This window comes from Larsenimonas salina (genome assembly GCF_023736155.1).
GTDB classification, from domain to species: Bacteria; Pseudomonadota; Gammaproteobacteria; order Pseudomonadales; family Halomonadaceae; genus Larsenimonas; species Larsenimonas salina.
Window position 1 is genome coordinate 255591 of record NZ_JAMLJJ010000002.1, and the last position, 25450, is coordinate 281040.

Sequence of the window (25450 nt, forward strand, 5' to 3'; positions counted from 1 at the left end):
TAAAGATTTAAATAATATAATTAATTGGCTGCGAATTAATTTTTTATGAATTATAGAGAATTAGATAACTTCATGCCCCGATATTAATTGCTATTAAATTAATTTTTTTAAAAAAGCAAGCTTTCTGGTGAGGTTTATGCACAAACAGTCTTTCTCTCAAAAAAATCTTAGGAATGTGTTCGATGACGAAAACAAAAAAGGCCGATATTTAGAAGGTGATTTTTTTCCTGAAATAGATCAGATCTCAAAAGAAGTAAAGAGTGCAAGGCAATCTCTTTTATACGTTAATAAAAAGAAAAGCTATTACTCCCAAAAAACTTTCGAAGAAAGAAAGAGCCGTATTTTGGCTATTTTGAGATATAGGAAAAATAACCGATCTGAAAAAATAAATGAAAGCTTATTTAAAGTGGCGGATAGGATTAATCATAAGTCCTTTGCCCTTGCCATAAAGTCGGGAGTAGTCCGTTCGAATAAACCTACATATTGCATAGGTGATAAGGCTGAAGATTTTTTTGCGAGCAAGCAGTTGCAGAAGAACATCGGCCTGGCTTTTGGGGTAAAACAGTCAAATCGTCATTTTATTATCCCTCAAGTTATTAGTATTTTAAAAGACGATTTACCTAAAATAGTTATTAGAACTGATATTTCAAGTTTTTATGAAAGTTTAAATCATAAAATGCTATTTAGTATTATAAATGCCAATGATTCTTTATCGTTATCGTCAAAAAAGATGTTAGGCCGACTCTTGTCTGATTATTCAAATATATCTGAAAATTTTGGAAAAGGAGTGCCTAGGGGGGTAGGGGTAAGTGCGGTATTGTCAGAGGTATATATGGCGAATTTTGATTCGGAGGTACGAGGTTTAAAGGAAGTAGTTTATTACGCGAGGTATGTGGACGATATAATTGTGGTTTTTTGCCCGCCTGTACCGAGTAAAAAAGAATCATATTCTGAATCGATACGAGATGCTTTAAAAAAGTATCATCTGAGTATGAATGAATCGAAAACTAGAGTGATCGATTTACAGAGGCCTGAAAGTAAAGATGAATTCGAGTTTTTAGGGTATAAGTTTAATACAGGTAAGAATGTTCATGTTGACCTCAGTAGGAGAAAAATAGAATCTTATCAAGAAAAACTAGATGTTGCATTTGAGAAATTTTTAGAAGGAAGTAGGGCGAAGCCAGAAGAGAAACTACTAGTAAAGAGAATTCGTTTTTTGACAGGCAACACTAAGTTAACAAATAATAAAGGTGGAGCTTTCGTTGGTATTTATTTTTCTAATAGATTTTTAAATAGCTTTTATGGCATTGACTTTCTTGATGTTTATTTGGTTTTGAAGATAGATGAGTTGCCTAAGCCCTCACTTATAAGAAGGCTTAAGAAAATAAGTTTTAATGATGGTTTTCATAATAAATCTTTTAGAAAGTTTACAACTAAAGAATTGTCATATATTACTAAAGTGTGGAAGTGATGAACAAGATTAAGTTAGCCCGTCAAAAAGAAAGAATGATTCTTTCGGATGTACTTCCATATGAAACGCCTGTATCTTTTTCTAATAAGGGGTTTTATAAGTTTCTGTTGAAGTATGAGGTTTCAATGCAAGAAAGCCATGTTTATTGGAAGGCTTCTAGTAAAGAATTAGATGCGTTTGTCGCAATAATTTTTGGGTTCGAAATTTCTGAAGCGCAAAGGGCTAATGATGAACAAGGCTATAAAAAATTAAAAATTTCAAATGAAATAATAACTATTCCTTTTCATTATTTTATAAAGCACCAGCCTACTGAGTTGAGGAGACTATCTATATTGCATCCTAGAAATCAAGTGGCAGCTGCGAGTTTCTATGATCAGTTTAAAGAGCTTATTTTGTACAGCTCTAGCTTAAGTAGGTTTAGCTTGAGAAGGCCCGCTAAAATAGCAAAAAGTGTTTACTGGAACGATAAGAAAAGACTTAAACCTCTCCATAGTTTAGTCGAAGAGAATGACGGTGAAGAAAGCAACCTAAAATCTTTTTTTGTTTATAAGGATATAAGTAATATTTTCAAGTTCTTTGAATCAAAAGAATACCATCGCTGTGAAAAGATATACAACAATATGGCCAAGCTTGATGTGGCTAAATGTTTTGATAGCATTTATACACACTCTATTTCATGGGCGATGTATGGAAAAGACACAGTAAAGAATATACTGTCTAAGACTTTCCCAGGTAATGTTCAGTTGAAGAAAAGTTTTGGCCAGGAATTCGACGAGCTTATTCAGAAATCTAACTATCAAGAAACTAACGGCATACCTATAGGCCCTGAAATTTCTAGAATTTTTGCTGAGATTATTTTCCAAAGGATAGATGATGATGTCTTTGAGGAACTTCGAAGATTAGGGTTGGAGTGGAAAATAGATTATGAAATATTTAGGTATGTAGATGATTACTTTGTTTTTTACAATAATCTGGATGATTATTGTAAAATAGTTGAGTCCCTGACGGTATCGTTGAAAAAATATAATCTTTCTTTAAATTCAGATAAAGCGATTTTCTACAATAAGCCAATAATAACTGAAGTTACTATCGCTAAAAAATATATTTCAGAAATGTTGGATAAGAAAATAGCTTATCAGCTTGAGGAGTTTGAGTTAGAAGGGGATGGTAACAAGGCCTTTAAGGGGAGTATATATATAAATCAAGGAGACTTAATAACCTCATTTAAGTCCATAATAAAAACGAGTAAAGTGGAGTATGAAGCGGCTTTAAATTATACTTTTGCAATTCTCGAGGTCAGGATTCAACGGATATTGAGTGATTATCAAGGTATAGAAAAAAGTAATTCCTCGGCAAGACAGTTAGGCCAAGCTTTAATTTCAATTGTAGGGTTTATGTTTTTTATTTACGCTTCATCTCCTAAGGTTAATACTACAGTCAAATTGTCGAGGGCTCTATATATATTAGTTGATTTTGTACGTAGTAAAGAGCTTGAGCGTGATGATGCGAATGCTGTTTTTAATAAAATATATGAAAACATAAATTTTGTTCTAGCCAAAGAGGCTGTAACTAATAATGCTCAGGTGGAGACGTTGTATCTCCTTAATATTCTCTCTTGTCTAGGGCGTTATTATAGGCTTTCAGAAGATAAGCTGGCGCAATTTTTAAATATTAAACATGATGTTGTTACAGGTAGTTTCAAAGTTGATGGTAGATTGAACTATTTTGTAGTAACTACAGCTCTTTTTTTTATGAAGAACTTGTCTAGATATAAAAGTTTGCGTAATTTCATTGAGGATCATTCAATTGAAATGATTGAGGAAAGCCTGGTTCCTGTGTCAAAGATGGCGGAATGTACTTTCATGTTCTTAGACCTGTTATCTTGTCCATATATTTCCGATGAGGGAAAAATCCGTCTGATGAAGGTTTGGAAAGTTCATGGTAAAGTTAAGAAAAAGAATTTTTTGGCTATAAATAATTATTGGTTTACCAAATGGACTGGTTTTGATCTTGCTGAAGAGCTTGACAGGAAAAAAAGTTTAGAAGTATATTAATAAAACGTGCATCGCTCAAACCTAAATGGCTGTAGGCAGCCACACACACACGCGCGAAGGTTCATCTGCATCCTTGGAACAGGACTGGTGGGCTGGGCAGCCCGAGCGAGCTGCCCTTATTATTTATGTACTTGGTCAAATTTACAAAATCAAAGGGTGAAGTTTAGTTTTTAAGTTTTGGTAATCAAGCTGTCTCTTTTAAAAAGCTGAATTTTATTTAGCGATAACCATAGCTATTTCTTAAACTTCTTTCGTTGATTGAAAAACCACCTAGTCACTGCCACGCGTAATCTCTTACTCGATCCTTTCCTTCTATGTCTCATCCGGCGGGGTGCCTACTGTGGCACATCGTGCACTTGTGCAAAGTCGTGGCCCAAATGGGATGAGTGTGCGGCTTAAATCATTACGGCGTCTGCTCGCTAAAGGCATAAAAGCTAGGCGGTAGATGGTTCGCTCAAGCCTGCTTAGCCCAGCCTTGATACGACAAATACACCACCTGATTTCGCCCGTTGGCCTTGGCCTGATACAGCGCTTCGTCCGCGCGCTTGAGCAGTCGCTTTGAGTCGTCGGTGTGGGAGCGTAGGTCGGCGTGCTCCGTGCTTGCGACCCCGATGCTTACGGTCACCACGGCGTGTTCCCCAAGGCCCCTGTTGGGAATGCGCAAGCGCTCGATGGCGCTGCGTAGCCGTTCGCACAGCACGCGTGCTTCCTGTTCATCCGTGCCAGGCAGCACCAGCGCAAATTCTTCTCCGCCGTAGCGCACCGCGAGAGCCGGCGGCTGGGAGAGCATGCCCCTGAGCACGTCCGCAATCTGCTGGAGGCAGCGGTCACCGCCGTCGTGGCCGTGGTGGTCATTGAAGCGTTTGAAGTGATCCACATCGCACATCACGGTTGTGAGTACGCCTGAATGCCGGTCAAGCCGAGCCCACTCCCGGTTGAGTGTCTCGCCCAGCGCCCGCCGGTTGCCAAGCCCGGTCAGGGGGTCGGTGTTGCTCAGGTCTTCAAGGTAGCGGTTGTTGAGCGTCAGTTCCTTTTCGGCCCGGTCAATCTCGAGATGAAACAGGTAGAGCAGGGTGCCGGAGAGCATGAGCACGCCCGCTACGCTTCCGGCGTACATGGCCTCAAGCCACGGCGAGGGCACCGGCGTTCGCGCCGCCTCGGCCGGAAAAAGGAACTGCGCCATCAGGTACAAAAGGCCGATGGCGGCCAGGAGGGCGGCGTAGGTTCGCCGTCGAAGGTTCTGGTAAAGAAAGATAATCACGAAGGCAAAGGTGAAGTAGAACAGGCTGACGCCGGCCCCGGTGCCGATGAAGAAGGTCACCACAAAGAGCTGGGTGCAGCTGTTAAGCACCAGAGCGGTACTGGCAGCCGTGTGCAAGCGCAGGTGGTTGAGCAGCAGTACCGATAGATAGACCGTGATAAAGACAAGATTGAACAGAAAGACGCTGCGGTATGCAGCGAAATCATAGAAGTAATAGAAAAGCTGGTAGGGCATGGTGGCGGCCGTACAGAAAAGCCCCAACTGGTTGCAGAGTTCGATTTGTCGGCGCAGTGCCCCCTGGGTGCCTGCCGTCCCCGGAGACCAGCATGTCTTGATCATTTCGATCATCGATTCACCCTGTAAAGCGCGCTGGAAGCCGTAGTGGCTTCCCTACTAATGACTGGCGAGTGCCGTCGTGTCTGCGCGCGACAGGCGACCGAACCCTCACTGTTGCCCTGTTGGCGTCAGCGTTTTTACCTTATCGGCGAGCGGGTTGGTTACATTAGCCCGCCGAAATGGATAGGGTTCGAAAGTGTGGGGGGGAGTGGTGGCCTGTTATTGGTTGCTCTGCCGTTTCTGGCTCAGCAGGTCGGTCTCGTCACTGCCTCGGGCAATTTCCTCCTCGACCTTTTCCTTCAGTTTCTCATCCGGGCGGGCATCGAACAGGGCATCGGCGGTGGGGTCTTTAAGAATACTTTCGGCTCGCGCTTTCGCGGGGTGGGCGGGGCTGCCTTCGGCCTGTGCCGGCGGGGCGTCGTGTGCGTGTTCGGTGTCGCTTTTTGCATGGGCGGGAAGTGCGCCCTGAAGCCGTTCCAGCGCCTGCTCGAGGGAGGCGTTGAAGCGCAGGCGGTAGATGGGTTCGGGCAGGCTGAAGCCGGTGCGCTCGAGGGCGTGCTTGGTCTCGCGAATGGCGATGCTGCGGGCCTTGGCGAAATCGGTGTTGGATTGGTTTACCCACACCTGGAACTCGAGCACGATGTTGGAATCGCCCACGTGAGTGATCAGCGCGGCGGCCTTGGGCTCTGTGAGCACGAACGCGAGCTGGTTGACGGCGTCGAGCCCGACCTTGATGGCGGCGAGCGGGTCGTCGTCGGCGTCCACCCCCAGTTCGAACGTGAAGCGCCGCTCGGGGTTCTGGGTGTAATTGAGGATGGTGCCCTTGAACACCTCGGCATTGGGGATGCGCAGCTGGTTGCCATCAAGCGTCATCAGAATCGTCGCGCGGGAGGTCAGGCGCACCACGATGCCTTCCTGGCCGTTGATCACGACTTGGTCGCGGGCGCGAAAGGGCTGGCGAATGCTCAGCATGAGCGAGGCAATGTAGTTCTCGATGGTGTCCTTGACCGCAAAGCCCACCGCAATACCGATCACACCGGCGCCGCCTAAAAGCGTGCCGATGATGGTCTCGGCGCCCATCAGGCTCAGCGCCAGAATCAGGGCGAACACGATGAACACCACCTTGACGGTCTGCGAGAGCAGTTCGGCAACGAACGGGTTGGGCGTGAGCCGTTGCCACAGGCGCTTGCGCCGTGAGAGCCACGCGCCGAACCACGCCACCACACCAAACACCACGATACCGACGCCCAAAAGCGGCAACGCCTTGATCAGGTTTCTGGTCTGAGCGGCGAGGCCGTGGGCGGCGGTCGCGACGTTGTCCTGCACATCAAGCGTGCGGGTGATGGCGTCATTGACGGCGACCACGTCGGTCAGCCGGTTGGCAAGGCCGAGCGCCTGCTGGGCTTTTCGGTCGTTGGCGGTCTCGCCTTCAAGCGTGACCACGCCCTGCGTCACGGTGACCGTGACGGCCTCCATCCCCTCGAGCTCTGAAAAGATGCCCTCAATGCGCGCTTGAATCGCCCGGTCCTGCTCGGGGGTGGGGGCGGTTTCAATGCCGCCCCCGGCCTCGGATGCTGCGCTCGAGCCGGCCTCGCTCGTCGTGCCGGAGAGCGCCCCGGCGGCGCTTGAAAGCTCGTCGGCGGCGTAACTCGGGGCTGTGATCAGCGTGCCCAGCATCAGGGCGAGAGCGAGATAAAGGCGGCGGGCGCGGGATTTTGAGGTCGAGCGTGTAGCGGGTGAGCGCGTGAATGAGGCGGCCATGGCGTTCCTGTCGGTCGGGCGAGGGGCAATCGGTTGGGTCAGCGTCAGTGCAGGGCGCGAGGCCGTGAAAGAGTGAGCGCGTTTCGAGTCACTCTAGTCGAGGTCTCCGATGTGCGGCCATTTTTTCGGCGCCGGGATCTCGAGCCGTAGCGGTCAGGGCGTCTCGCGCCGGGGGTGCGGGCAGCTGACGTCGCCTTCCTCGCACTGGCTGTAGCCCTTAAGCGTTTGTTGACGCGCATCAGATAGCGCGGTCTTGCACTGCGCGACCACCAGCGCGTGGATGGAGCCGCCAGCCGAGGGCACGCCCTGAAACTGGCACTCGGCGTCGCGATAGGCCGCCCAACGGCGCTGGGCGGTTTCAAGCGCTGCGCGCTCGGCGGTCGGGCCCAGTGCGTCCTTGAGGCTCTGGTAGGTGGTAGTCAGCCGGTGCTCGGCGTTCTGAAACGCCTTGGCCGCGCACTGGTTCATTGCCGTCTGGGTTTGGGCGTCGTGGCACTCAGCCTGGGCGGGCGTAGGGGGCGCCTGAGTGGACATGGCGTAGGTGGTCGTGGCGTGCATCGAAACAGCGAGGGTAAGCGCCATCACGGCCGCGCCGGACAGAAAGTGCGTCATGAGGTGTGCTCCGAGGTCGGCATTGGTTGGGCGAAAAAGAGAAACGGCAAGGTGGTTTTAGTGTAGCGCACGCGCCGCCCGGCTATCTCTGAATGCACGCGTGGTCAGCACGGGGCGGTGGTTAGCGGAGGGTGGTGGCTAGTGGGGCGCAATGGCTAGCGGGGCGCAGTGGTGAGGGCGCGCCAGCGGGCGGGGGTGACGCCGTAGGCGCGCTTGAACGCTCGGCTCATGTGGCTCTGGTCGGCGAAGCCACTGGTGAGTGCGGCATCGGTGAGCGAGGCGCCGCCGGCGATGCGGCGCTTGGTGTCATCGAGGCGTCGAAGGGTGAGGTAGCGGTAGGGGCTGGTGCCGTAGAGCGTGCGAAAGTCCCGCGAGAGCGACCAGCGCTCTCGCCCGCTGATCATTTCCAGCGTCTCGAGGGTGGCGCCGTGAAGGAGGTTGTCGTCCAGGTACTGGCGGGCGCGTTCGGCGGCGAGGTGGTCAAGCGCGTGGCGGCCTTTCGTGGGGCCTGCGTCACTGTTGTCGGCCAGCGCCATCGTTAAATCAAACAGGCCGTCGGTTTCTTCGAGCGCGCCGGGGGCATGGTCCATGTCGAGCAGAAGCGTTCGAACGGTGCGCACGAGCCGGGCGTCGGTCGAGAGGCCGCCGGTCAGAAACGGCAGTGGCCGGCCCTTGAGCATCGCCTGCATCAGCGCGGGCTTTACGTAAAGCATGCGGTAGAGAAAGCCCTCGGAACAGCCGGCGTGGCCGTCGTGGAGTTCGTCGGGGTGCAGCACGATCACGGTGCCGGGCAGGCTGTGGCAGTGGCTTCTGCGGTAATGAAAGCTCTGCACGCCCTCGAGCGTAATGCCAATGGCGTAGGTGTCGTGGCGGTGCGGGCTGAAGGCGTGGCCCTGAAACCGGGCCTCGAGCCGCTCGAGGCGCTCGGTCGGGGCCAGGCGAAACCAGTCTGCGCTCATTGGGGCCATGTTCAGTGCGCCTCGATAATCGGCATCAAAGTGTATTCCAGCAGCATCGTGGCCGCCACCAGCACCAAAAGCGCGGCCATCGCACGGTTGAGCACGCGGTAATAGCGCGCGTTGCCAAGCCACTGGGCAAGCCCCTTGCCGGCGGCGCAGTAAAGCGCAGGCGCCCCGGCACCGCCCAGGGCAATGCCCGCCGACCACAGAATCAGCGCCGTATCGGCAATGCCTCGGCCGGGAAACAAAATGGTGGTGATCGGCACTACCAAAAGCGAATTCTTGGGATTTAAAAGCTGCATCAGAAAGCCGTCACGAAAGCGCAGCCGGCCGTGATCCACCGGGGGCGACTCGGCGGTTGAAGAGGCAGGCGACGGCGGCGCGGCCCGGTAGAGGCTGTAGGCCAGATACAGGATGTAGGCGCTGCCAAGCGCTGCGAGGTAGGGCAGGGCCGCGGCAACCACCAGGCGCTGCCCAGCGTAACCGATCACGAGAAACCAGAGAAAGATCGCAAGGCCCACGCCGCCGAAAAAGCCCAGCGAGCGATACATGGGCCGTTGAAGGCCGGCGTTGAGCCCAAGCAGATTGACCGGGCCTGGGGTGTACATGACGGTCAGGGCGAACAGCACGATGTTCATGAGGGCCTCGTTCGATGCGTAAAAGCCCGAGACTAGGCCAGCTCAAACGGCGGGTCTTGAACGATCGTGCATCGAGTGCAAGGCGAACGGCGGCGTTTAAAGAAGAGGCTTTCGTCGAATCGACGATTTATCTAGAGCCGCATTCTGCGCGGTGATGTGCCGTTCACACGTCACGTTATGGCGTTGTCTGTCTGATATAGGGTGCAATGTTATCGGCTGCAGCACCCATGAACGCTGGGTTTTTAACGCGCGTTAACAGTGTGTCGTGGGGGTAGGTAATGCACCCGGGGTCAACGGGTGTATCTATCGTCAACTTAGGTTCCGATGAGAAAGAGTGTTATTCGTTGATTTTCAGGCAGTTGACGCCGTAGCGTGGTCGAAAACACCAATTGGCAACCCTCATGCGCATCTATTCACTCTTCTTTCTCGCACTCGCCATGTCGACGGACGCCTTTGCCGCGTCTCTGGCCAAGGGTGCCGACAGCGCCGAGCGTGTTTCCTGGTGGCGGGCGCTTCGTATCGGCGCGCTGTTTGGCACCATTGAAGGGCTGACACCGCTACTTGGGTGGGCGGTGGGGTCGATGGCAAGCGTCTACGTGGCCCAGTGGGATCATTGGATCGCGTTCGTGCTGCTGGTGGGGCTTGGCGGCAAGATGGTGGTCGATACCCAGCGCCGCCAGGTGCCGTGTGAGGACTGCAGCTGCAAATTGTCGAAGCGCTGGTGGACATTGCCGCTGCTTGCGTTGGCAACGAGCCTGGACGCGCTGATCGTGGGCGTCAGCCTGAGTTTTGCAGGCGTCAACATCGGCTATGCGGCGCTGGCCATCGGTTTGACCACGGCGGTGATGGTCACGTTCGGTGTGGTGCTGGGCGGTATGGCCGGGCGGTTCATCGGCAAGAAGGCGGAGCTTTTTGGTGGGTTGATGCTGATCGCGATCGGCACCAGCATTCTGTATCAGCACCTTTCTCAGTAGGTTTCTCAGTAGGTTTCCCGGCAGTTTCCCAGTAGCTTTTTTAATTGAACAGTTGTACGAAAAAAATTGTTCAACTCTTGTTGAAAAATAGCACATTCACCGGTTTCTCATGGAAAGCATAACATAGGTTAAGTTTCTGCTTTGAAAAGAGAAATTGGGTGAATTTTTCCTTGCACATGACTTATACAAAATCCATAGTGTCCGGGCTGCGCCAGATAGGGAATTGGCGAACCGGGAACACAGGGAAGTGACGGAGTTCACTCGGTCATCAGAAATGATGATGTTCGTCAGGGAAGACGACCCGGTGGATAGGTTGGTAAGGATGCCCGGCACCAAAAGAGACCATGACGAGACAAGGAGTGTTTCAGATGGATTACGAACTCTATTGCCACCAGTGCGGTAGCGAAGCCGTCGGGAATACGACGGACTTGATGGTCGACCAGACCGTCGACTGCACCAAGTGCAACACGTTCCTGAGCACCATCGCCGATCTCGAGAACCGGCCGATGGGTGTCGACGAGACACAGCCTAAGGATCTTTCCAGCAAGCTTTCGCGCCAGATGGCGTGCGAAGCGGCCCATATTCGAAAGCATTTGAGCCAGCCTGTGAGCTAAGCTCGAATCGAGACAGTCAAGCGTTAGACGATGATCGGCCGTCAGGGAAACCTGACGGCCGATCGCGTAGTACGGCCCTGTATTTTCCTCATGCCTTTCTGACAGCCTTCTCAATGAAGGTGCAGGGTGGCCTCAGTAAGGCTCGAGCCCGTAATCGTGCGGGCGGGCCGAGCAGGCAATCTCCCCCATCTGATCGAAATCGACCCGAGAGAGAATCGTGCTCAGGGCGCCTTCTGAATCATTGAGGTTCTTGACCACATGCACCTGAGTTGGCTCACCTCGGGCATCCACGCTCATTACCCACGCAAGAAACCCGCGCGAGAAATAGACCAGGCTCCCGATGGGGTAGACGCCGTGGCGCTGCACGTAGCGAATCACACAGTTCGGGTCGTAGACATCACCCTGGGCATAAATGGCGCGGTAGGCTTCCAGCGGGATGATGTCGGCCTGAGTGCGGGTAAACGGCCTCAGCAGCACATTGACCCGCTTCACCACGTTGAAGAGCTTCACAATGCGGGTGATCGTGTCGTCGTCGGTGCCCCAGCCCGGCGCCTCGCCCAGCGGCGAGTGCTGGCCAACCGCGATCATCCGGTGAATCAAGGGGTCGTTGAGCCAGTGTTCCTGTGCGATGCGCTCATAAAGCCGTGCCCGGTGGCCATCAAGCCTGCGCTTTTGTGTGTCGGTCAGCTCGCACTGAAGTGAGGGCATCGATTCATCGATCATGAGCGGCTTGCCCAGATTGTGAAGCATGGCGCCAAGGATGGCGTTGCGGGCGTGGGCAATCAGGGCCGGGTCGGCAAGCACCAGGTCACCGAGCTGCATGGCGCTTCGAAGCGCCTGCTGCAACAGCGGCGGTTCATCCGTCAGACAGCAGATGGCGTACAGGCTTTGATGCGGCTTGCGCTCAAGCATGTGAATCATTGTTTCGGCGCAGTCGATCAGTGAGGCCTTGGGCAGTGGCTCGTCGTTTCGTACCGCGATCAGGTTGCCGTGCATGCGCCGCGCCACTTCACGCATCGCGCGAAGCAGTGGAAGGGTCGGGTGTTCTTCACTGGTGGCATGCGCCGCATCGCCGGGGCTGTAGCTGCTCTTGAAGAGTTCGGAGCTGTGCGCGGCCCGTGAGTTCATGCCAAGGCGAAGCGCCAGCTCGCTTTCCATTTCGTTAAGCACGTACTTTAGCTGGCGCACGACCTCATTGTCGGGCGCGTCGAACTCGATGCCAAGGTGCGCGAAGTGGGTGCGCCCGGCCTGATGCAGGTGGCTGATCTTGCCGGTGGTGGTGATGCTTTCGCCATTGGGAAACTCGAGCACCACTTCATGCAGCGCCATTCCGACCTGAAGGGTCAGGCTTTCCGACAGCGGCAGCTCCACCATGCACCCACCGAGTGAGAGGTTGCAGGGCTCGGCCTTGATAACGGCGTCATTGGCGTAGGGGCGAAGAAAGGTGTTGGCGTGCAGGCCTTGAATGAAGGGCACGCGCATTTCGCCGCGTTTGGTGGTGCTGAAAAACGAATTGGGGAGCGTGCACCGAAGCACGGTGCCGTGATCGAGCTGCGCCAAGGCGAGCGGTTGCACTTCGTCAAAGCGCAGATGCTCGGCGCGGGCGTGATTCGTTGCGGGCTGGCGCACTTCGAGGATCAGGCTGCCCTGTTTCAGGGTGCGCTCGGTGAGCGTGGCCTCGAATTCGATCAGCTCGAGCGAGAGGGTCTTGTCGTGTTCGTTGACCTGCGTGATACGGCCGACCATCGGCAGCTTGGCGCTGTCCATCAGGATCGACACCTCACGCTTCTCATGGGCCAGCGTTTCAAGCTTTGAAAGGATGCGCTTTAAATTGTCATCGGCAATCGGCGGCGTCGTGGCGTTTGTTGTCGCATCAGAGGGGTCTGACAGGAATTTATGCATCGCGCGATCTTTTTTTGAATGAAGCTGCTTACGACCCGGTGGGTCGTGCTTTAAAAGCGCCTGCCGTACGACAGGGTTTTTTTAAATCAACGGTCGTATGGGTGATTTTCTTGAACGTGGGGTGGGTACTCTCTGAGAAAGGCGGTTGCATGCCGTGGGCTATTTCTATACGTTTGGAATTAATTTCGATGAGTTTGGAAATATGGAAATAAACGACGCGACAGCGATCTTTGGGGCGCTTGCCCAGCCCACGCGGCTCAACATTGTGCGGCTGTTGATTCGCCGCGAACCAGACGGCGCCGCGGCCGGTGACATCGCCCGCGCGCTCGAGGTGCCGAACGCGACGCTTTCAGCGCACCTCAAGGTGCTGACCCAAGCCGGGCTGGTCGCACCGCGCCGCGAGAGCCGCTCGATCATTTACCGGGCGGAGCTTTCAGCGATCGAGGCGCTGATCGGGTTTCTGCTGCGCGACTGCTGCGCGGGCGACCCGAGCATTTGCGGCCCGCTGATGGCCTCGCTGAGCGAGACAGCGCCCGAGTGCGCTTCATCCGACACGCCTTCTTTCGATTCCACGTCTTCCACCCCCTTGTCTTCCAATCCCTCATCTTCCAAGCCAACCCCCACGGAGACCTGACCCATGCTGTGTGTGATCTACCACAACCCCGACTGCGGCACCTCGCGCAATACGCTTGCGATACTGCGTGACTCAGGCGTTGAGCCCCACGTCATCGAGTATCTTAAAACGCCGCCGAGCCGCGAAATGCTGGTGTCGCTGCTTGCCGGGATGCAGATCACCCCGCGTGAGCTGCTGCGCCAGAAGGGCACGCCCTACGACACCCTCGGCCTTGCCGACGAATCCATCACCGACGACGCCCTGATCGATGCCATGGTCGAGCACCCGCTGCTGATCAACCGCCCGATCGTGGTGACGGAAAACGGCGCGCGCCTGTGCCGGCCGTCGGAGGCCGTGTTCGAGCTGCTGCCGAACCCGGTTTCGAGCTTCACCAAGGAAGACGGCGAGACGGTAAGCCCGGGCGAGGGCGGTGCATGAGCCTTGATACGTCAAAGCTTCCGGCCATTGATGCCGACGAGCTTCACCCGATCGATGTCAGGGCGCTGGCCGGCCCCGGTGACCCGGGCCATCCGCCGCGGATTCTGGTGCTCTATGGGTCGCTCCGCGAACGGTCCTATTCTCGCTTTCTCGCCGAAGAGGCCGGGCGGCTGTTGGAAGCGCTGGGCTGTGAGGTGCGCACCTTCGATCCCACCGATCTGCCGCTGCCCGATGAGGCCAACGCCGAGCACCCGAAGGTAGTGATGCTTCGCGAACTTGCGATGTGGAGCGAGGGCATGGTGTGGGTCAGCCCCGAGCGCCACGGCGCGATGACGGCGGTCATGAAGGCCCAGATCGACTGGCTGCCGCTCGCGCTGGGCGGGGTGCGCCCGACCCAGGGCAAGACGCTTGCCGTGATGGAGGTCTCCGGGGGCAGTCAGAGCTTCAACGCGGTCAATCAGCTTCGCATTCTCGGGCGCTGGATGCGGATGGTGACCATCCCCAATCAGTCGTCGGTGCCGAAGGCGTTCAACGAGTTCGATGATACGGGCCGCATGCGCGCGTCCCCGCTTTATCAGCGGGTGGTCGATGTCTGTGAGGAACTTACGAAATTCACCCTGATGGTGCGCGGGCGCAGTGAGTACCTGACCGCGCGCTATTCCGAACGGGTGGAAAGCGCTGAGGCGCTTTCAGCGCGGGTCAACCAATCGACGTAGTGCGTGAGTGACGCTCCGGCATATCCGGGGCATTTTGCGTAACGCCCCGTCATATCGGGGGCATTTTGCGTGACGCCCCGGCATACCGGGGCATTTCAGGAGCAGAGCACATGCTTGCCTTCGCACTTTTTCTGATCACGCTGATATTGGTGATCTGGCAGCCCAGGGGGCTTGGCATCGGCTGGAGCGCGCTGGGTGGGGCGGTGGTTGCCCTGGCAACCGGCGTGGTCGACTGGGGCGATGTGGCCTACGTCTGGCACATCGTCTGGGACGCAACGCTTACGTTCGTTGCCTTGATCATCATTTCGCTGATTCTCGATGAGGCCGGCTTTTTTGCCTGGGCGGCGCTGCACATCGCCCGCTGGGGCGGTGGCAGCGGCCGACGGCTCTTTCCCCTGATCGTGGTGCTTGGCGCCGTGATTGCGGCGCTGTTTGCCAACGACGGCGCGGCGCTCCTGCTTACCCCGATCGTGATCGCGATTCTGGCGCGTCTTCAGGTGCCACCGCCGGCGGCGCTTGCGTTCATTATCGCCACCGGCTTCGTTGCCGACACCACCAGCCTTCCGCTGGTGATCTCGAACCTGGTCAATATTGTCAGCGCCAACTACTTCGAGCTGGGGTTTGCCGAATACGCGCAGGTGATGGTGCCGGTCGATCTGGTCGCGCTTGCGGCCACGCTTCTCGTGCTGTGGCTCTATTTCCGCCGGGTGATTCCAGCCCGCTACGACCAGACGCGCCTTGAATCGCCGCGGGCCGCGATCAAGGACATGCGGGTATTTCGGGCGGCGTTTCCGCTGATCGGGGTGCTGTTGGTGGCGCTCTTTGTCACCGCGCGCTGGGACGTGCCGTTTTCGCTGATCATGGGGCTCGGGGCGCTTTTCCTGATCGCGATTGCGGCCCGGGTCGGGCGCCGCGAGGCGCGGGTGATTCCCCTCGGTGAGGTCATGCGTGGCGCGCCATGGCAGATCGTTCTGTTCTCGCTTGGCATGTATCTGGTGGTCTACGGGCTTGGCAATGCCTGGCTGACCGACGCGGCCGCCTCGGTCATGACCTGGCTGGGCGGGCAGGGGCTGGTGGTCGCAACCCTTGGCACCGGTGTGCTCTCGGCGGTGCTGGCATCAGTCATGAACAACATGCCGTCAACGCTTGTGGGGGCGCTTGCGATCGATCACGCGCAGGTTGCGCCGCTCGTTCGCGAGCTGATGGTCTACGCCAACGTCATCGGCAATGATCTGGGGCCGAAGTTCACCCCGATCGGGAGCCTTGCAACGCTTTTGTGGCTGCATGTGCTGGCAGGCAAGGGCCATCGGATCAGCTGGGGGCAGTACATGAAGGTCGGTTTGATCATCACGCCGCCGGTGCTTCTGGCAACGCTTGTGGCGTTGTCGCTGTGGGCGCCGGTGGTGCTCAGGTAGACCAGCGCTTGGCGTGGCGGCGAGTCTGAGCCATGGTGAGAGACCGGCCCGGTGGTGTGGCCGGTCTTTTACGCTCATTCAGGAGGCTCCATGATCAAGGTGCATCACCTCGACCAGTCGCGCTCTCAGCGCATTCTCTGGCTGCTCGAGGAACTCGGGCTCGAGTACGAGCTTGTCTGTCACTCCCGCAACCCCGTCACGATGCGTGCGCCGGACTCCCTCAAGGCGGTGCATCCGCTCGGCAAGGCGCCGGTGATCGAGCATGACGGCGTCGTGGTCAGTGAATCCGGCTACATCATCGAGTACCTGTGCAGCCGCTTCGACCCCGATCATCAGCTGATGCCGCGTGCGGGAACGCCGGCGTTCGAGCAGTGCCGCTATTGGCTTCATTACGCCGAGGGCTCGGCCATGCCGCCGCTTGTGATGTCGTTGATCTTCTCGAAGCTCGGCAAGCCGCCGGTGCCGTGGTTTCTGCGTCTGCCCGGGCGGCTTCTGGGCGAGGGCGTGCGGCAAAAGCACCTCACCCCCGAGATCAAGACCCACATCGCCTACTGGGATAAAACGCTCACACACACAGGCTGGTTTGCCGGCAACGCACTGAGCGCGGCGGACGTTCAAATGAGCTTTCCGGTCATGGCTGCCGCGTCGCGCGCGGGGATCGAGGGGGCCCCGGCGGTGGCGGATTGGCTCGAGCGCGTGCGTGCGCGACCGGGCTGGAAGCGGGCGCTCGAGCGTGGCGGCCCCTTCGCCTATTGATCGCGGCGGATCGGCCGTTTACTGGAGATGCGCCAATCCAAACGGGCGTTTGATCTAACGATTTGATTTCATGGACAATTAAGCAGAATCGACTAGTCTGAACCCGTCAACAAGTCACGTGCTATCGCGTTCACGGAGGAACGGATCATGTCAGACCAAGTGGTTCAGACGTACCCCACCATCAGCTTGAGTGCGGCCGAGGCGGTGCTCGATGCCGCAACAGATGCTGCCGCCGAGCAGAACGTGCATGTCTCGATTGCGGTCGTCGACCGAGGCGGGCATCTGGTGGCGTTTCGGCGGATGGATGGCGGCGTCAGCGGCGGCGTCGACGGGGCGCTTGGCAAGGCGGTCTCGTGCAGCAAGTTCGAAAGCTCGATGGTCGAATTTTCCGAAAAGGCCCGCGAGCAGAGCTGGATCGGTGACCTGCCGGGCATGATTCCGCTCGGTGGCGCCGAGCCCCTGAAACTCGACGACGAGCTGGTGGGCGCGGTCGCGGTCAGCGGCGCCGACGAGCCCGAGGAGCAGGTGGTCGCTGAGGCGGCCGTCAAGGCATTCCACGCGCAGGGGTGAGGTTTGAAAAAGTGCCCCTTCGAAAAAGCGCCCTTGAGGGGCGCTTTTTTTGTGGGCGTATGGTGGGTGCTTCGGGTGCCGGGTTATTTGAGGTCGACCATCAGCATGGGGGCGCCCCAGCCAGCGAGCTCCCCATGGCTCTGGTCGAAATACGCGTTCCAGAACGTTCGAAGCGCCTGCATGGTCGATTCACTGCGGTAGCTTTTTGAGGTGTTAATTAGCCCCGCCCCCAGGACATAAACCGCTGCCCCGTCCCAGTTCGCGGTGATGTTCGAGGCCTCAAGGCGCTCAAGTTCTTCCGTTGGCGCGATCTTTCGAACGCTGCCGCGGTGATAGAAGCTGGTGATGTCGGAATTTTCGAGCATGTCTGAAAACAGGAGCACGACCTTACGCTTCGCCTCGGAGTGGCGTACGAGTTCGCTTAACGAGGCGAGGTTGCCAAGCAGCTCGGTTTTCGGAATGTCTTTATCCGGTGCGCCAAAGCTCTTGTCGATGGCCGCGGCCAGTTTCTTCTTAACAAACAGTGCCTGACGCTGGTAGCAGGTATCGAACTTGGACAGCGCCCGTTTCGAGATGCTGAAGCGCGCGTCCTGATCAAGCTGTGGGTCGATCCGCCCTGAGAAGGGCTGAACCGTGTAGTGGTCGTCGATGTAGGCGCCAAAACGCACCACGTGCAGTTCATCGCCTGGGCCGATGAAGTGCAGTGCCTTTTTGATCGTGGCGGCTTTAAGCGCCTCATCGGCGTTCACAGTTTCATCGACCATCACATAGAGCGCTCGCGCAGGGGCGCTCGTCGATGGCGCGTCACTGCCGAGTGCGCCATAGCAGCTTGGAATGTCGTTTCGGGCGTACGCATTGGAGGTTGCCAGAAGCCCCATCGTCATCAGGGCGGTCAGGGTGGCGCGCAGCAGGCGGTGTCGTTTCATGAGGAACTCCGGCTGTCATCAAGGCCCATTTCCCGGCGAAGCTGGGCTTCGTATTCGGCGTCCAGTTCGTCCTGCGTTTTGCGTTTCGCCGCTTCCTTCTCCGCCTTTTCGGCCTCAAGGCGCTTTCGAATGGCAGCGCGGCGGGCGTCCTGGTCGTCGTGCCCGGCTGATGCCTGTGCGGTCGATGCCTGCGCTGAGGCCTCTTTTTCGGCGCGCTCGGCCTCGAGCTTTTGCCGAATGGCGGCCTGACGAGCGGCGTGCTCATCGTGTTCACGCGCATCGGACGCGGCCGCTGCCTTTTCCGACGCGACGGCTTCGGGGCCTACAGGGGCGTGGCTGGCCTCATCCTGGTGAGCGCGCGCGATTTTCTGCTGCCTTGCGTGCCCTCGAAGGTGATCGTCGAGGCTTTCTTCTTCCTTTTCGTTGACGAAGGTCTGGAAGGTGCGCTCGCCGGCGCGTTGCAGCAGTTTAACGGTTTCACCGTCCACGCTTTCACGCCGGGCCCGGTTAAGCATTTTTTTTTGAAGCGTCGACAGATGGTTCTGAGAAATATGAATGACCTGGTTGCGCTTTCGTTCATGGTAGGCCCGGAACTCATCGCTGTTTTGGAAGTTGCCGATGTTCTTGCGCGCACGTGAGGACTCCTTGCCGGCAAAGCCTGTAAAAAAGCCCAGCATGATGCCCATGATCTGCAGGAACACGAAAATGCAGGCCAGAACGATAAACGTGCCCCAGCCGCCTTTTCGCTGATGGTCCACGATGCTCTGCTGGGTCGTTTGGTCGGCGTCCTGCTGGATTTGTGACAACTCATCGGGCAGGGCGCTGTCGCTGTAGGGGTCGACGTAGTCGCCTCCGCCCGCACTTGAGGAAATCTGCTGGCTCGAGAGCATTTCATCGAGCGCCTGACCACGCACGTAGGTCGCACCGATTGCGATCGCTACGATAAACAGCGCCGTGACGGCCGTAATGCCCCAGCCCTTGGAGACCTTGCCGTTGGTGTCGAGTCGGTTGATGAGCTGCTCGTAGTTGGGCGCGTCATCGTCGATCTTATTATTATGTTGAGGACCTAAATCATCGAGGTTTACGTTATTGTTTGGAATCAGCTTTTCAGTGCGATTATTTGACCAGGCATGTGCTTTACCGATCAATCGGTTCTTGTGAATCTCATGGCCTGTCTTGTGGGTGAGGTAGACCAGCAGCGTGGATATAAGAAACGCGATGCCGATGGCGCCTTGCTGCTGCAGCGCTTCACTAGCGCCGGGGATGGTCCAGCCGGCCAGCACATAGGAAAACCCCATCGCCTCGACAAACACCATGGCAACGATCAGCACCCAGCCGAAAAACGGCAAATGGCGGCGCCCTGTTTCCTGAACCTTGTCGAGATAGCGTTTGCACTGAATAAAGAAATCGGGATCACCTCTGACGAGCTTTTCAAGATGCGGGTTAAATTGGTTACAGAGGTATTGTTCGCTGCTGAACCAGCCGCTCTGGCGGTCGAAGGAATCACAGTCCTTCGACGCGCGCGCGATCTTTCCGACCACCGGCATCGCGGACCAGATCCTCAGCCAGAAAAAGCTGACCTGATTCCAGAATTTATAGATAACCACCGTGGTCAGTATCAAAAGGGCGATGGCCCCCAATAGGATCCGGTAACTGTTGATCAGTGAGAGCAAGTCGTTCATGGCGCACCTGGTTTATACGTTTGGTCGTTATTAAGGGGCATCGGTTATTGCCGTTGCGGGCGTGCCGGACGGTACGTCGCGGTCATGAGACCATCGGGGCCCTGATAGAAAAGCCGCCCGTCTTCCGCTCGATTGCCGCCCTGTTTGTCGAAGGCGACATCAAGGCAGGATACCTGCGAGTCGGGCTGCTCGATGAAGATGCGATAGAGCAGCAGATCCTTGCCTTCATACACGTTGACCTTGCCGGCAAGCTTCAGGTCGGCGCGTTTTGACTGGGCGCGTTTGTAGATGAAAAGCGTTGGATCGTTGGTGGGCGTGTAATCCTTGAGAAGGCCCACCGGCCCGATGGCGACGAGGGCGTCTTCGAGTTTGGCCGTGAATACGCTCTTGTTCATGCCGTGGAGGTAGTCCGACGCGTCCTTAATATCCGTGCCACGCGCGAGGGACTTGATGCCGCCGCTGGGTCGGTAGCTGTCCATGTAGCAGGCGTGCTGAAGCTGTTCGAGCGAGCCTGCATTGGCAGTTCTGATCGGCGAGAGCCGTTCGAGCAGGGAGGCATTGTTTCTGGTGTCAAAGCGGGCGTAGAGGGAGAGGTCGGCCCGGTCAACCGGGGTGCCTCCAAGTGCCAGGTACTCCCCTGAAGCCAGGTGATCTCCTGACGCCGGGCGCTCTTTTGAGGGCGCCGAGCGGCGTGCCTGCGAGCTTGACTCCGAAGCCACGGTACGCCGTTCCTGATCTGAGGCATCCGCCGTTGAGGAAGGTGCCGAGCGCGCCGGTTCTTTCGCCGCGTTTTGTCGGTCGATGGCGGCCACGCGCTCTTTCGACTGCTCGACGGACAGGGTCGAGTGATCGAGGTTGGCCATTTCCCGGCGGCGACGTTGGCTGTAGTGCGCAAGCCCCTCTTCAGAGGCGATCTCGACAATTTCGACCCGTCGGTTTTCGGCGCGCCCCTTGACGGTCTCGTTGCTGGCTATGGGCTGAGAGAGACCGGCGCCCTGATAATAAAGCCGCTCGGACGCGATGCCGTTTTGCTCAAATACTCTGGCAACGGCCCTGGCGCGCTGTTCGGAAAGACGTTGATTGAGTGCCCCCGAGCCGGTGGCATCGGTATGCCCGACGATCAACAGTTTCTGGGGCGTGTTCTTGTAAACCCGGGCAAGGTCGGTGAAGGCGCGTTTGGCTTTCGCGGTGAGGTGCGCCGAGCCTGACGGGAACATGGCGGCATCGTTGATGCGGGTGCTCAGGCCCTTTTCCTGGCCGGACGGCAACGACGCATCGATCTCTTCATAGGCCACGAGCATATCGTTTCTTCGAGCCACATCCTCGATCGCGCGTCGTCGCTCATCGATCCAGCTTCCGATGGCCCAGCCTGCGGTTGCGCCGGCGGCCATGCACGCAGCCTTTTTGGCGTCACTCTTGTTACTGCAGAGCAAGTACCCTGCGCCTGCGCCAATCGTTGCACCGGCCGCGCGTCCTGCGTAGTCGGACATCGTGTTCAATGTGTTTTCCATCGAGGCGCAACCGCTTAACAGGCCAGGAAGCAGGCATAGGGTGACCAAGGCTCTTTTCATGAGATTCCCGTGCGGTATTTCTGATGTAGTTTTTTTCGAATCAGGACTTTAAGGTAAACGCCCCCCTGTTTCAAACGTGGGCGCCGCCACTGGGTATTTGTGCGACTAAAGCGATTTTTTCACGCCTTTTTGTCGGTTTTTACGTATGTTTGCCATGCTTGGCCCTACATTCTTTTATGGACTGCTTAGATGCCTCACCTCTTTACCAATCGCCCCCGGCTCGCCTCGGTCGGCTCAACCAAGCGTCAACGTTCGATCGACGTGCGATGGGAGTTCGCCAATGCGCTGTTGTACGAGCTGGGCGGGGTGCTGTTCATGGTGGGCAGCGTGTTCTTCTTTCCCTCCCTCGAGCATTTGAAGGACATCGGGGCGTGGCTGTTTTTCGTGGGGTCGCTGGTGTATCTGATCGTGCTTTTGCACGACATGGTGGAGGTCCACCGGTTCTGGCCCAAGCAGAAGCTGTCGCCGAGCCGGACGCTCGAGGTGGTGGCGATCTGGGCGTATTTGCTCGGAACGATTCTGTTTACGGTGGGTAGCCTTTTGTTTCTGTCGTGGATCGATTGGGTCAAGATCGGTGCCTGGACCTTCGTGGTCGGCTCGGCGCTGTTCGTGATCGGGGCAAGCGTCAACGTCATGATGGTGATTCGAGCCTCCTCCTTGATGACACTTCAGCTGATGAACCTGACCGCGGTGATGTTCGTGGTGGGTTCGGGGCTCTTCGTGGTGGCGTCCATTCCGTATCTGTGGGAGTTCGAAAGCCCGGCGGCAAAAGCCCAGACGCTTGCGTTTCTGGCCTGGCTGTTTCTGATTGGCAGCGGGTTTTTCCTGGTGGGTGGACTGTTCAATCATCAGCGTTCGCGGCTCGTGATCCGCTATCGGCTCGATGCGATCGCCAAGGACGAACAGGCCGATGAGCGTCTGCTTGCGTTTTTGCGCGGGGAAATCAGCGAGATCGATTACCGCTCCTCTCACCCGCTGCCAAATGGGTCATAGCGGCGCGTTAGCCTTTAAAAAAGCTGAAGGCGCACCCGTGCGCTCGGGTATAAGGTCGCAGGGCGTCGAAGTCGAAGCGGGGCTGATTTAGACTGCGGCCTTCCCGGATGGTATTTGCGAGTCAATCAGGAGCGAGTGATGAACCATAACGACGCGGTTGCCAATTACGACACCTACCACTGGTTCCTGCAGGGCGGGCTGGTGTTCGCCTACTTCCTGCTTTTTTCGGCCATCGCTGGCACGTTGTATCTGGTGTTTCGCAACAAGAAGAAAAACAAGCGCCAACGCGAGCAACAGATGCAGCAGTCCAACCGCGGCGAACCCCAGAAACAGAACCGATAAGCGCGTGTGTTTCTGCTGAAAACCGGCCCCGTTGGGCCGGTTTTTTTATGGCGTGGCTGTCGCCCGGCGCACGAGGCGCTCAGGGTGTGGTGGTCGAGTCGGCCGGCCGGTCGTGGTGGTAGAGGTGTACGTCGCGCTGGGGGAAGGGGATGGTGATGCCTTCGGCGTCGAAGCGTCGCTTGATCGCCTCGGTCATTTCCCAGTACACGCTCCAGTAATCGCCTGCCTTGACCCACGGGCGCACGATCCAGTCGACGGTCGAGTCGTTCAGGGCGTTCATGCGAATGTTGGTGGCAGGCTCTGGAAGCACGCGCGGGTCGGCGGCGACCACCTCTTCGAGCAGCCGGCGCACGGTGTCGATGTCGTCGTCGTAGCTGACGCTTGCGACCAGATCGACCCGGCGGGTCTCGAACGCCGAGACGTTGGTGATCGCGCCGCTGGTCATCTTGCTGTTGGGCACGATGATCTTGCGGTTGTCACCGGTCTTGAGTTCGGTGGTGAAGATCTGCACGTCGATGACGGTGCCGGCGACGCCGCCACCCTCGATGTAATCGCCAATCTTGTAGGGACGAAAAATGATGACCAGCACGCCGGCGGCGAAATTCGAAAGCGAGCCCTGAAGCGCAAGGCCAATGGCAAGCCCCGCAGCACCGATGACCGCAACGAACGAGGTGGTTTGAATGCCGAGCTTGCCGATGGCGGCGAGCGCCACGAACACCACAAGCGCGGCGTAGGCGACGTTGGTGCCGAACTTGACCAGAAGCGGGTCGGCGTTGGCGCGCGTCATGGCCTTGGTGATCAGGCCTCTCAACCATTTGGCAAGCCACAGCCCCACAACCAGAATGATCAGCGCGTAGGCCAGATTAAGGGCGATCACGCTGCCCTTGTACTGCACAAGCTCCCACAGCGCATCGATGTTCATATCCATAGTAAACGACTCTCCAGCGGTTACGGTGAAAACAGGCCCAGCGTACGTCACGGCCAACGATGGGCAGCAACTCATACGTTCGACGGATACCGGACGAGAGAATAGTGGGTTTCACCGGTCGATCATAGGGATGCGCCGTGGGCGCTGGCGGGGCACGGCGGTCGATGGTCACGCCGGGTGGGCCTTTTACCTGGGTGGGCCTGTTATAGTGGCGGGGCGTGTCCGGTGAGGCGTTTCCGGGCCGGTAGACTCATTTCAGGGAGAGGTGCATGACGTTCGACAAGACAGACATACGCGCGGTGGGTGCAATCCTCAAGCGTGCGGCGACGGAAGAGATCATGCCGCGTTTTCGAAGCCTCAGGGCCGATCAGATCAGAGAGAAAAGCTCACTGTTCGATCTGGTGACCGAAGGCGACGAGGCGGCCGAGCGGCTGATCACCAGTGAGGTGTGCGCGCGCTTTCCTGAGGCCATCGTGATTGGGGAAGAGGCCACCGCGAAGGATGAAACCCTGCTCGAGCGCATCGATGAGGCGGCGCTTGCGGTGATTGTCGACCCGATCGATGGCACCAAGAATTTCGCCTCCGATCTGCCGTTGTTTGGGGTCATGGCGGCGGTCACGCAGTTCGGGGAAGTGGTGGCAAGCGCGATCCTTGACCCGATCTGCAACGACATTGCCTACGCCGTGAAGGGCGAGGGCGCGTGGCTCGAGTACCAGGACGGCAGCACGCGCGAGCTTAAGGTGGCCGAGCCTGCGCCGGTCGATCAGATGGTGGGCTTTCTCTCGACCGGCTCGCTTTTGGAGCCGCAGCGCAGTCAGGTCAATGGCCGGTTCTCAAGGTTCGGCATGGTTCAGCTGCTTCGCTGCGCCGCGCACGACTATCGACAGGCCGCGCAGGGGTTCAGTCATGTGCTGTTCTACAACAAGCTAATGCCCTGGGATCACGCCGCGGGCTGGCTGTTGCACCAGGAAGCGGGCGGCTTTAGCGCGCACCTGGATGGCACGCCGTACCGGCCATCCCAGCGCACCGGGGGCCTCTTGTGCGCGCCGAACCAGGCAAGCTGGGAAGCGGCGCGCCGGGCGCTTTTTGAGGACTGATTCGGGCGCTTGATCTGCCCGCGGCCCTTGGCCCCCAACTTTCAGCCCTTCGCTAATACACAAGTTTGAGACGCCAAGTACTGACAATGGCCTGCGTGTTTCTATACTTCGAGGTGAAGGTCGCGAAGGATGAAGTGAAGACCATCGCTGGATTCTGCCGATGTGCGACCGTCGGCTTCCTAGGAGGTGTCTCATGATTCATCACGTATGGGGGCTGTTGGCCCACCCGAACCGAGAGTGGCGCCAGATCGAGCATGAGGGCGAATCGGTGGTAGAGCTCTATGCGCACCACGTTCTGCTCCTGGCGCTGGTGCCGGTGGTGTGTGCGTTCATTGGCACGACCACCTTCGGGTGGCATTTCGGCGAAGGGCGCTATGTTCCCCTTGAATTCACGACGGCGCTGACACTTGCCATCGTGTTCTATCTGGCCATTCTGGGCGCTGTCGCCCTGGTGGGAACCGTGCTTCACTGGAGCGCCCGCCGTTTTCCAGGCCGCCCCAGCCGCAACCGGTGTATCACGTTTGCAGGCTATGTCGGCACGCCGATGTTTCTAAGCGGCATCGTGGCGCTGTATCCGCTGGTCTGGCTCTGCTCGCTGGCCATCGTCGTCGGGCTTTGCTACACCGCCTATCTTCTTTATGTCGGGCTGCCGGCGTTTTTCAACATTACCCGCAAGGAAAGCATGCTGGTATTCAGTACCACCATGGCGATCGGGGTGTTGGTGCTCGAGGCGCTGCTGGCCATTACGGTGGTGCTGTGGGGCTACGGCGCCATGATTGTCGGGTGAGCAGGCCGAGATTCTCCAAGGCTTATCAATGCAG

The 25450-nt window shown here is 56.8% G+C and carries 24 protein-coding genes; 14 read left to right on the forward strand and 10 right to left on the reverse strand.

The window, feature by feature from the left end; genetic code table 11:
- Positions 1-136: 136 nt before the first annotated feature.
- Together drt3a and drt3b are read left to right on the forward strand one after the other, a co-directional pair.
- Positions 137-1471: an antiviral reverse transcriptase Drt3a gene (gene drt3a / locus NAT23_RS06420; RefSeq protein ID WP_251926536.1), complete on the forward strand. Its 1335-nt coding sequence runs from the start codon at positions 137-139 to the stop codon at positions 1469-1471.
- Positions 1471-3525: an antiviral reverse transcriptase Drt3b gene (drt3b, locus tag NAT23_RS06425; protein WP_251926537.1), complete on the forward strand. Its 2055-nt coding sequence runs from the start codon at positions 1471-1473 to the stop codon at positions 3523-3525. The genes drt3a and drt3b overlap by 1 nt, the downstream gene beginning before the upstream one ends.
- A 454-nt stretch (positions 3526-3979) precedes the next feature.
- Here the strand turns inward: drt3b and NAT23_RS06430 are convergent, their stop codons facing one another.
- The 5 genes from NAT23_RS06430 to NAT23_RS06450 form a co-directional block, all read right to left on the reverse strand.
- Positions 3980-5134 (reverse strand): GGDEF domain-containing protein, encoded by a 1155-nt coding sequence (locus tag NAT23_RS06430; protein WP_251926539.1) that lies wholly within the window; start codon positions 5132-5134, stop codon positions 3980-3982.
- Positions 5135-5341: 207 nt separating this feature from the next.
- Complete coding sequence (locus tag NAT23_RS06435) at positions 5342-6883, reverse strand: mechanosensitive ion channel family protein (protein WP_251926541.1); 1542 nt, start codon at positions 6881-6883, stop codon at positions 5342-5344.
- Positions 6884-7036: 153 nt separating this feature from the next.
- Complete coding sequence (locus NAT23_RS06440; RefSeq protein ID WP_251926543.1) at positions 7037-7495, reverse strand: lysozyme inhibitor LprI family protein; 459 nt, start codon at positions 7493-7495, stop codon at positions 7037-7039.
- Between the two features lie 155 nt (positions 7496-7650).
- Complete coding sequence (locus NAT23_RS06445) at positions 7651-8463, reverse strand: AraC family transcriptional regulator (RefSeq protein WP_251926545.1); 813 nt, start codon at positions 8461-8463, stop codon at positions 7651-7653.
- 2 nt (positions 8464-8465) lie between these two features.
- On the reverse strand, positions 8466-9092 hold the full coding sequence (locus NAT23_RS06450) for a LysE family translocator (RefSeq protein ID WP_251926547.1): 627 nt from the start codon (positions 9090-9092) through the stop codon (positions 8466-8468).
- Between the two features lie 401 nt (positions 9093-9493).
- On the opposite strand from NAT23_RS06450, the gene NAT23_RS06455 reads away from it, so the two are divergent.
- Both NAT23_RS06455 and NAT23_RS06460 read left to right on the forward strand, forming a co-directional pair.
- Positions 9494-10066 carry a manganese efflux pump MntP gene (locus NAT23_RS06455; RefSeq protein WP_251926548.1) on the forward strand — a complete coding sequence of 191 codons (573 nt, stop codon included), beginning with the start codon at positions 9494-9496 and terminating at the stop codon, positions 10064-10066.
- A 368-nt stretch (positions 10067-10434) separates the two neighbouring features.
- Positions 10435-10680: a hypothetical protein gene (locus tag NAT23_RS06460; protein ID WP_251926550.1), complete on the forward strand. Its 246-nt coding sequence runs from the start codon at positions 10435-10437 to the stop codon at positions 10678-10680.
- A 132-nt stretch (positions 10681-10812) separates the two neighbouring features.
- On the opposite strand, the gene NAT23_RS06465 is transcribed toward NAT23_RS06460, so the two are convergent.
- Entirely contained in the window at positions 10813-12582 is a 1770-nt protein-coding gene (locus NAT23_RS06465; RefSeq protein ID WP_251926552.1) for a PilZ domain-containing protein, read from the reverse strand.
- 202 nt (positions 12583-12784) lie between these two features.
- Between NAT23_RS06465 and NAT23_RS06470 the strand changes: the two genes are divergently transcribed.
- The 6 genes from NAT23_RS06470 (at position 12785) to NAT23_RS06495 (ending at position 17090) form a co-directional block, all read left to right on the forward strand.
- On the forward strand, positions 12785-13216 hold the full coding sequence (locus NAT23_RS06470) for an ArsR/SmtB family transcription factor (protein WP_251926554.1): 432 nt from the start codon (positions 12785-12787) through the stop codon (positions 13214-13216).
- 3 nt (positions 13217-13219) lie between these two features.
- Positions 13220-13633, forward strand: coding sequence for an arsenate reductase (glutaredoxin) (arsC, locus tag NAT23_RS06475; RefSeq protein WP_251926557.1), 414 nt, complete (start codon positions 13220-13222; stop codon positions 13631-13633).
- Positions 13630-14349 carry an arsenical resistance protein ArsH gene (gene arsH, locus NAT23_RS06480; RefSeq protein ID WP_251926559.1) on the forward strand — a complete coding sequence of 240 codons (720 nt, stop codon included), beginning with the start codon at positions 13630-13632 and terminating at the stop codon, positions 14347-14349. The genes arsC and arsH overlap by 4 nt, the downstream gene beginning before the upstream one ends.
- 110 nt (positions 14350-14459) lie before the next feature.
- Positions 14460-15764, forward strand: coding sequence for an arsenic transporter (locus tag NAT23_RS06485; protein ID WP_251926561.1), 1305 nt, complete (start codon positions 14460-14462; stop codon positions 15762-15764).
- 90 nt (positions 15765-15854) lie between these two features.
- Positions 15855-16520 (forward strand): glutathione S-transferase, encoded by a 666-nt coding sequence (locus NAT23_RS06490; RefSeq protein ID WP_251926563.1) that lies wholly within the window; start codon positions 15855-15857, stop codon positions 16518-16520.
- Positions 16521-16667: 147 nt separating this feature from the next.
- On the forward strand, positions 16668-17090 hold the full coding sequence (locus tag NAT23_RS06495; RefSeq protein ID WP_251926564.1) for a GlcG/HbpS family heme-binding protein: 423 nt from the start codon (positions 16668-16670) through the stop codon (positions 17088-17090).
- A gap of 83 nt (positions 17091-17173) precedes the next feature.
- Here NAT23_RS06495 and NAT23_RS06500 read toward each other — a convergent pair whose 3' ends face one another.
- From NAT23_RS06500 to NAT23_RS06510, 3 genes are read right to left on the reverse strand one after another with little or no spacing between them, the layout of a single operon-like run.
- Positions 17174-18016, reverse strand: a complete 843-nt coding sequence (locus tag NAT23_RS06500) for a hypothetical protein (protein WP_251926566.1) — start codon at positions 18014-18016, stop codon at positions 17174-17176.
- Positions 18013-19698, reverse strand: coding sequence for a hypothetical protein (locus NAT23_RS06505; protein ID WP_251926567.1), 1686 nt, complete (start codon positions 19696-19698; stop codon positions 18013-18015). Before NAT23_RS06505 ends, NAT23_RS06500 begins: the two co-directional genes overlap by 4 nt.
- A 44-nt stretch (positions 19699-19742) precedes the next feature.
- Positions 19743-21188, reverse strand: a complete 1446-nt coding sequence (locus NAT23_RS06510; protein WP_251926777.1) for an OmpA family protein — start codon at positions 21186-21188, stop codon at positions 19743-19745.
- A gap of 270 nt (positions 21189-21458) precedes the next feature.
- Here NAT23_RS06510 and NAT23_RS06515 point away from each other — a divergent pair, with 270 nt between their 5' ends.
- Positions 21459-22262 (forward strand): YrhK family protein, encoded by an 804-nt coding sequence (locus NAT23_RS06515; protein WP_251592405.1) that lies wholly within the window; start codon positions 21459-21461, stop codon positions 22260-22262.
- 138 nt (positions 22263-22400) lie between these two features.
- Positions 22401-22604, forward strand: coding sequence for a hypothetical protein (locus tag NAT23_RS06520; RefSeq protein ID WP_251926569.1), 204 nt, complete (start codon positions 22401-22403; stop codon positions 22602-22604).
- Positions 22605-22683: 79 nt separating this feature from the next.
- On the opposite strand, the gene NAT23_RS06525 is transcribed toward NAT23_RS06520, so the two are convergent.
- Positions 22684-23532 (reverse strand): mechanosensitive ion channel family protein, encoded by an 849-nt coding sequence (locus NAT23_RS06525; RefSeq protein WP_350028317.1) that lies wholly within the window; start codon positions 23530-23532, stop codon positions 22684-22686.
- A 269-nt stretch (positions 23533-23801) separates the two neighbouring features.
- Between NAT23_RS06525 and NAT23_RS06530 the strand changes: the two genes are divergently transcribed.
- Together NAT23_RS06530 and NAT23_RS06535 are read left to right on the forward strand one after the other, a co-directional pair.
- Positions 23802-24629: an inositol monophosphatase family protein gene (locus NAT23_RS06530; protein WP_251926571.1), complete on the forward strand. Its 828-nt coding sequence runs from the start codon at positions 23802-23804 to the stop codon at positions 24627-24629.
- Positions 24630-24822: 193 nt separating this feature from the next.
- Complete coding sequence (locus NAT23_RS06535; RefSeq protein ID WP_251926573.1) at positions 24823-25416, forward strand: Yip1 family protein; 594 nt, start codon at positions 24823-24825, stop codon at positions 25414-25416.
- The last annotated feature ends 34 nt before the right edge of the window (positions 25417-25450 follow it).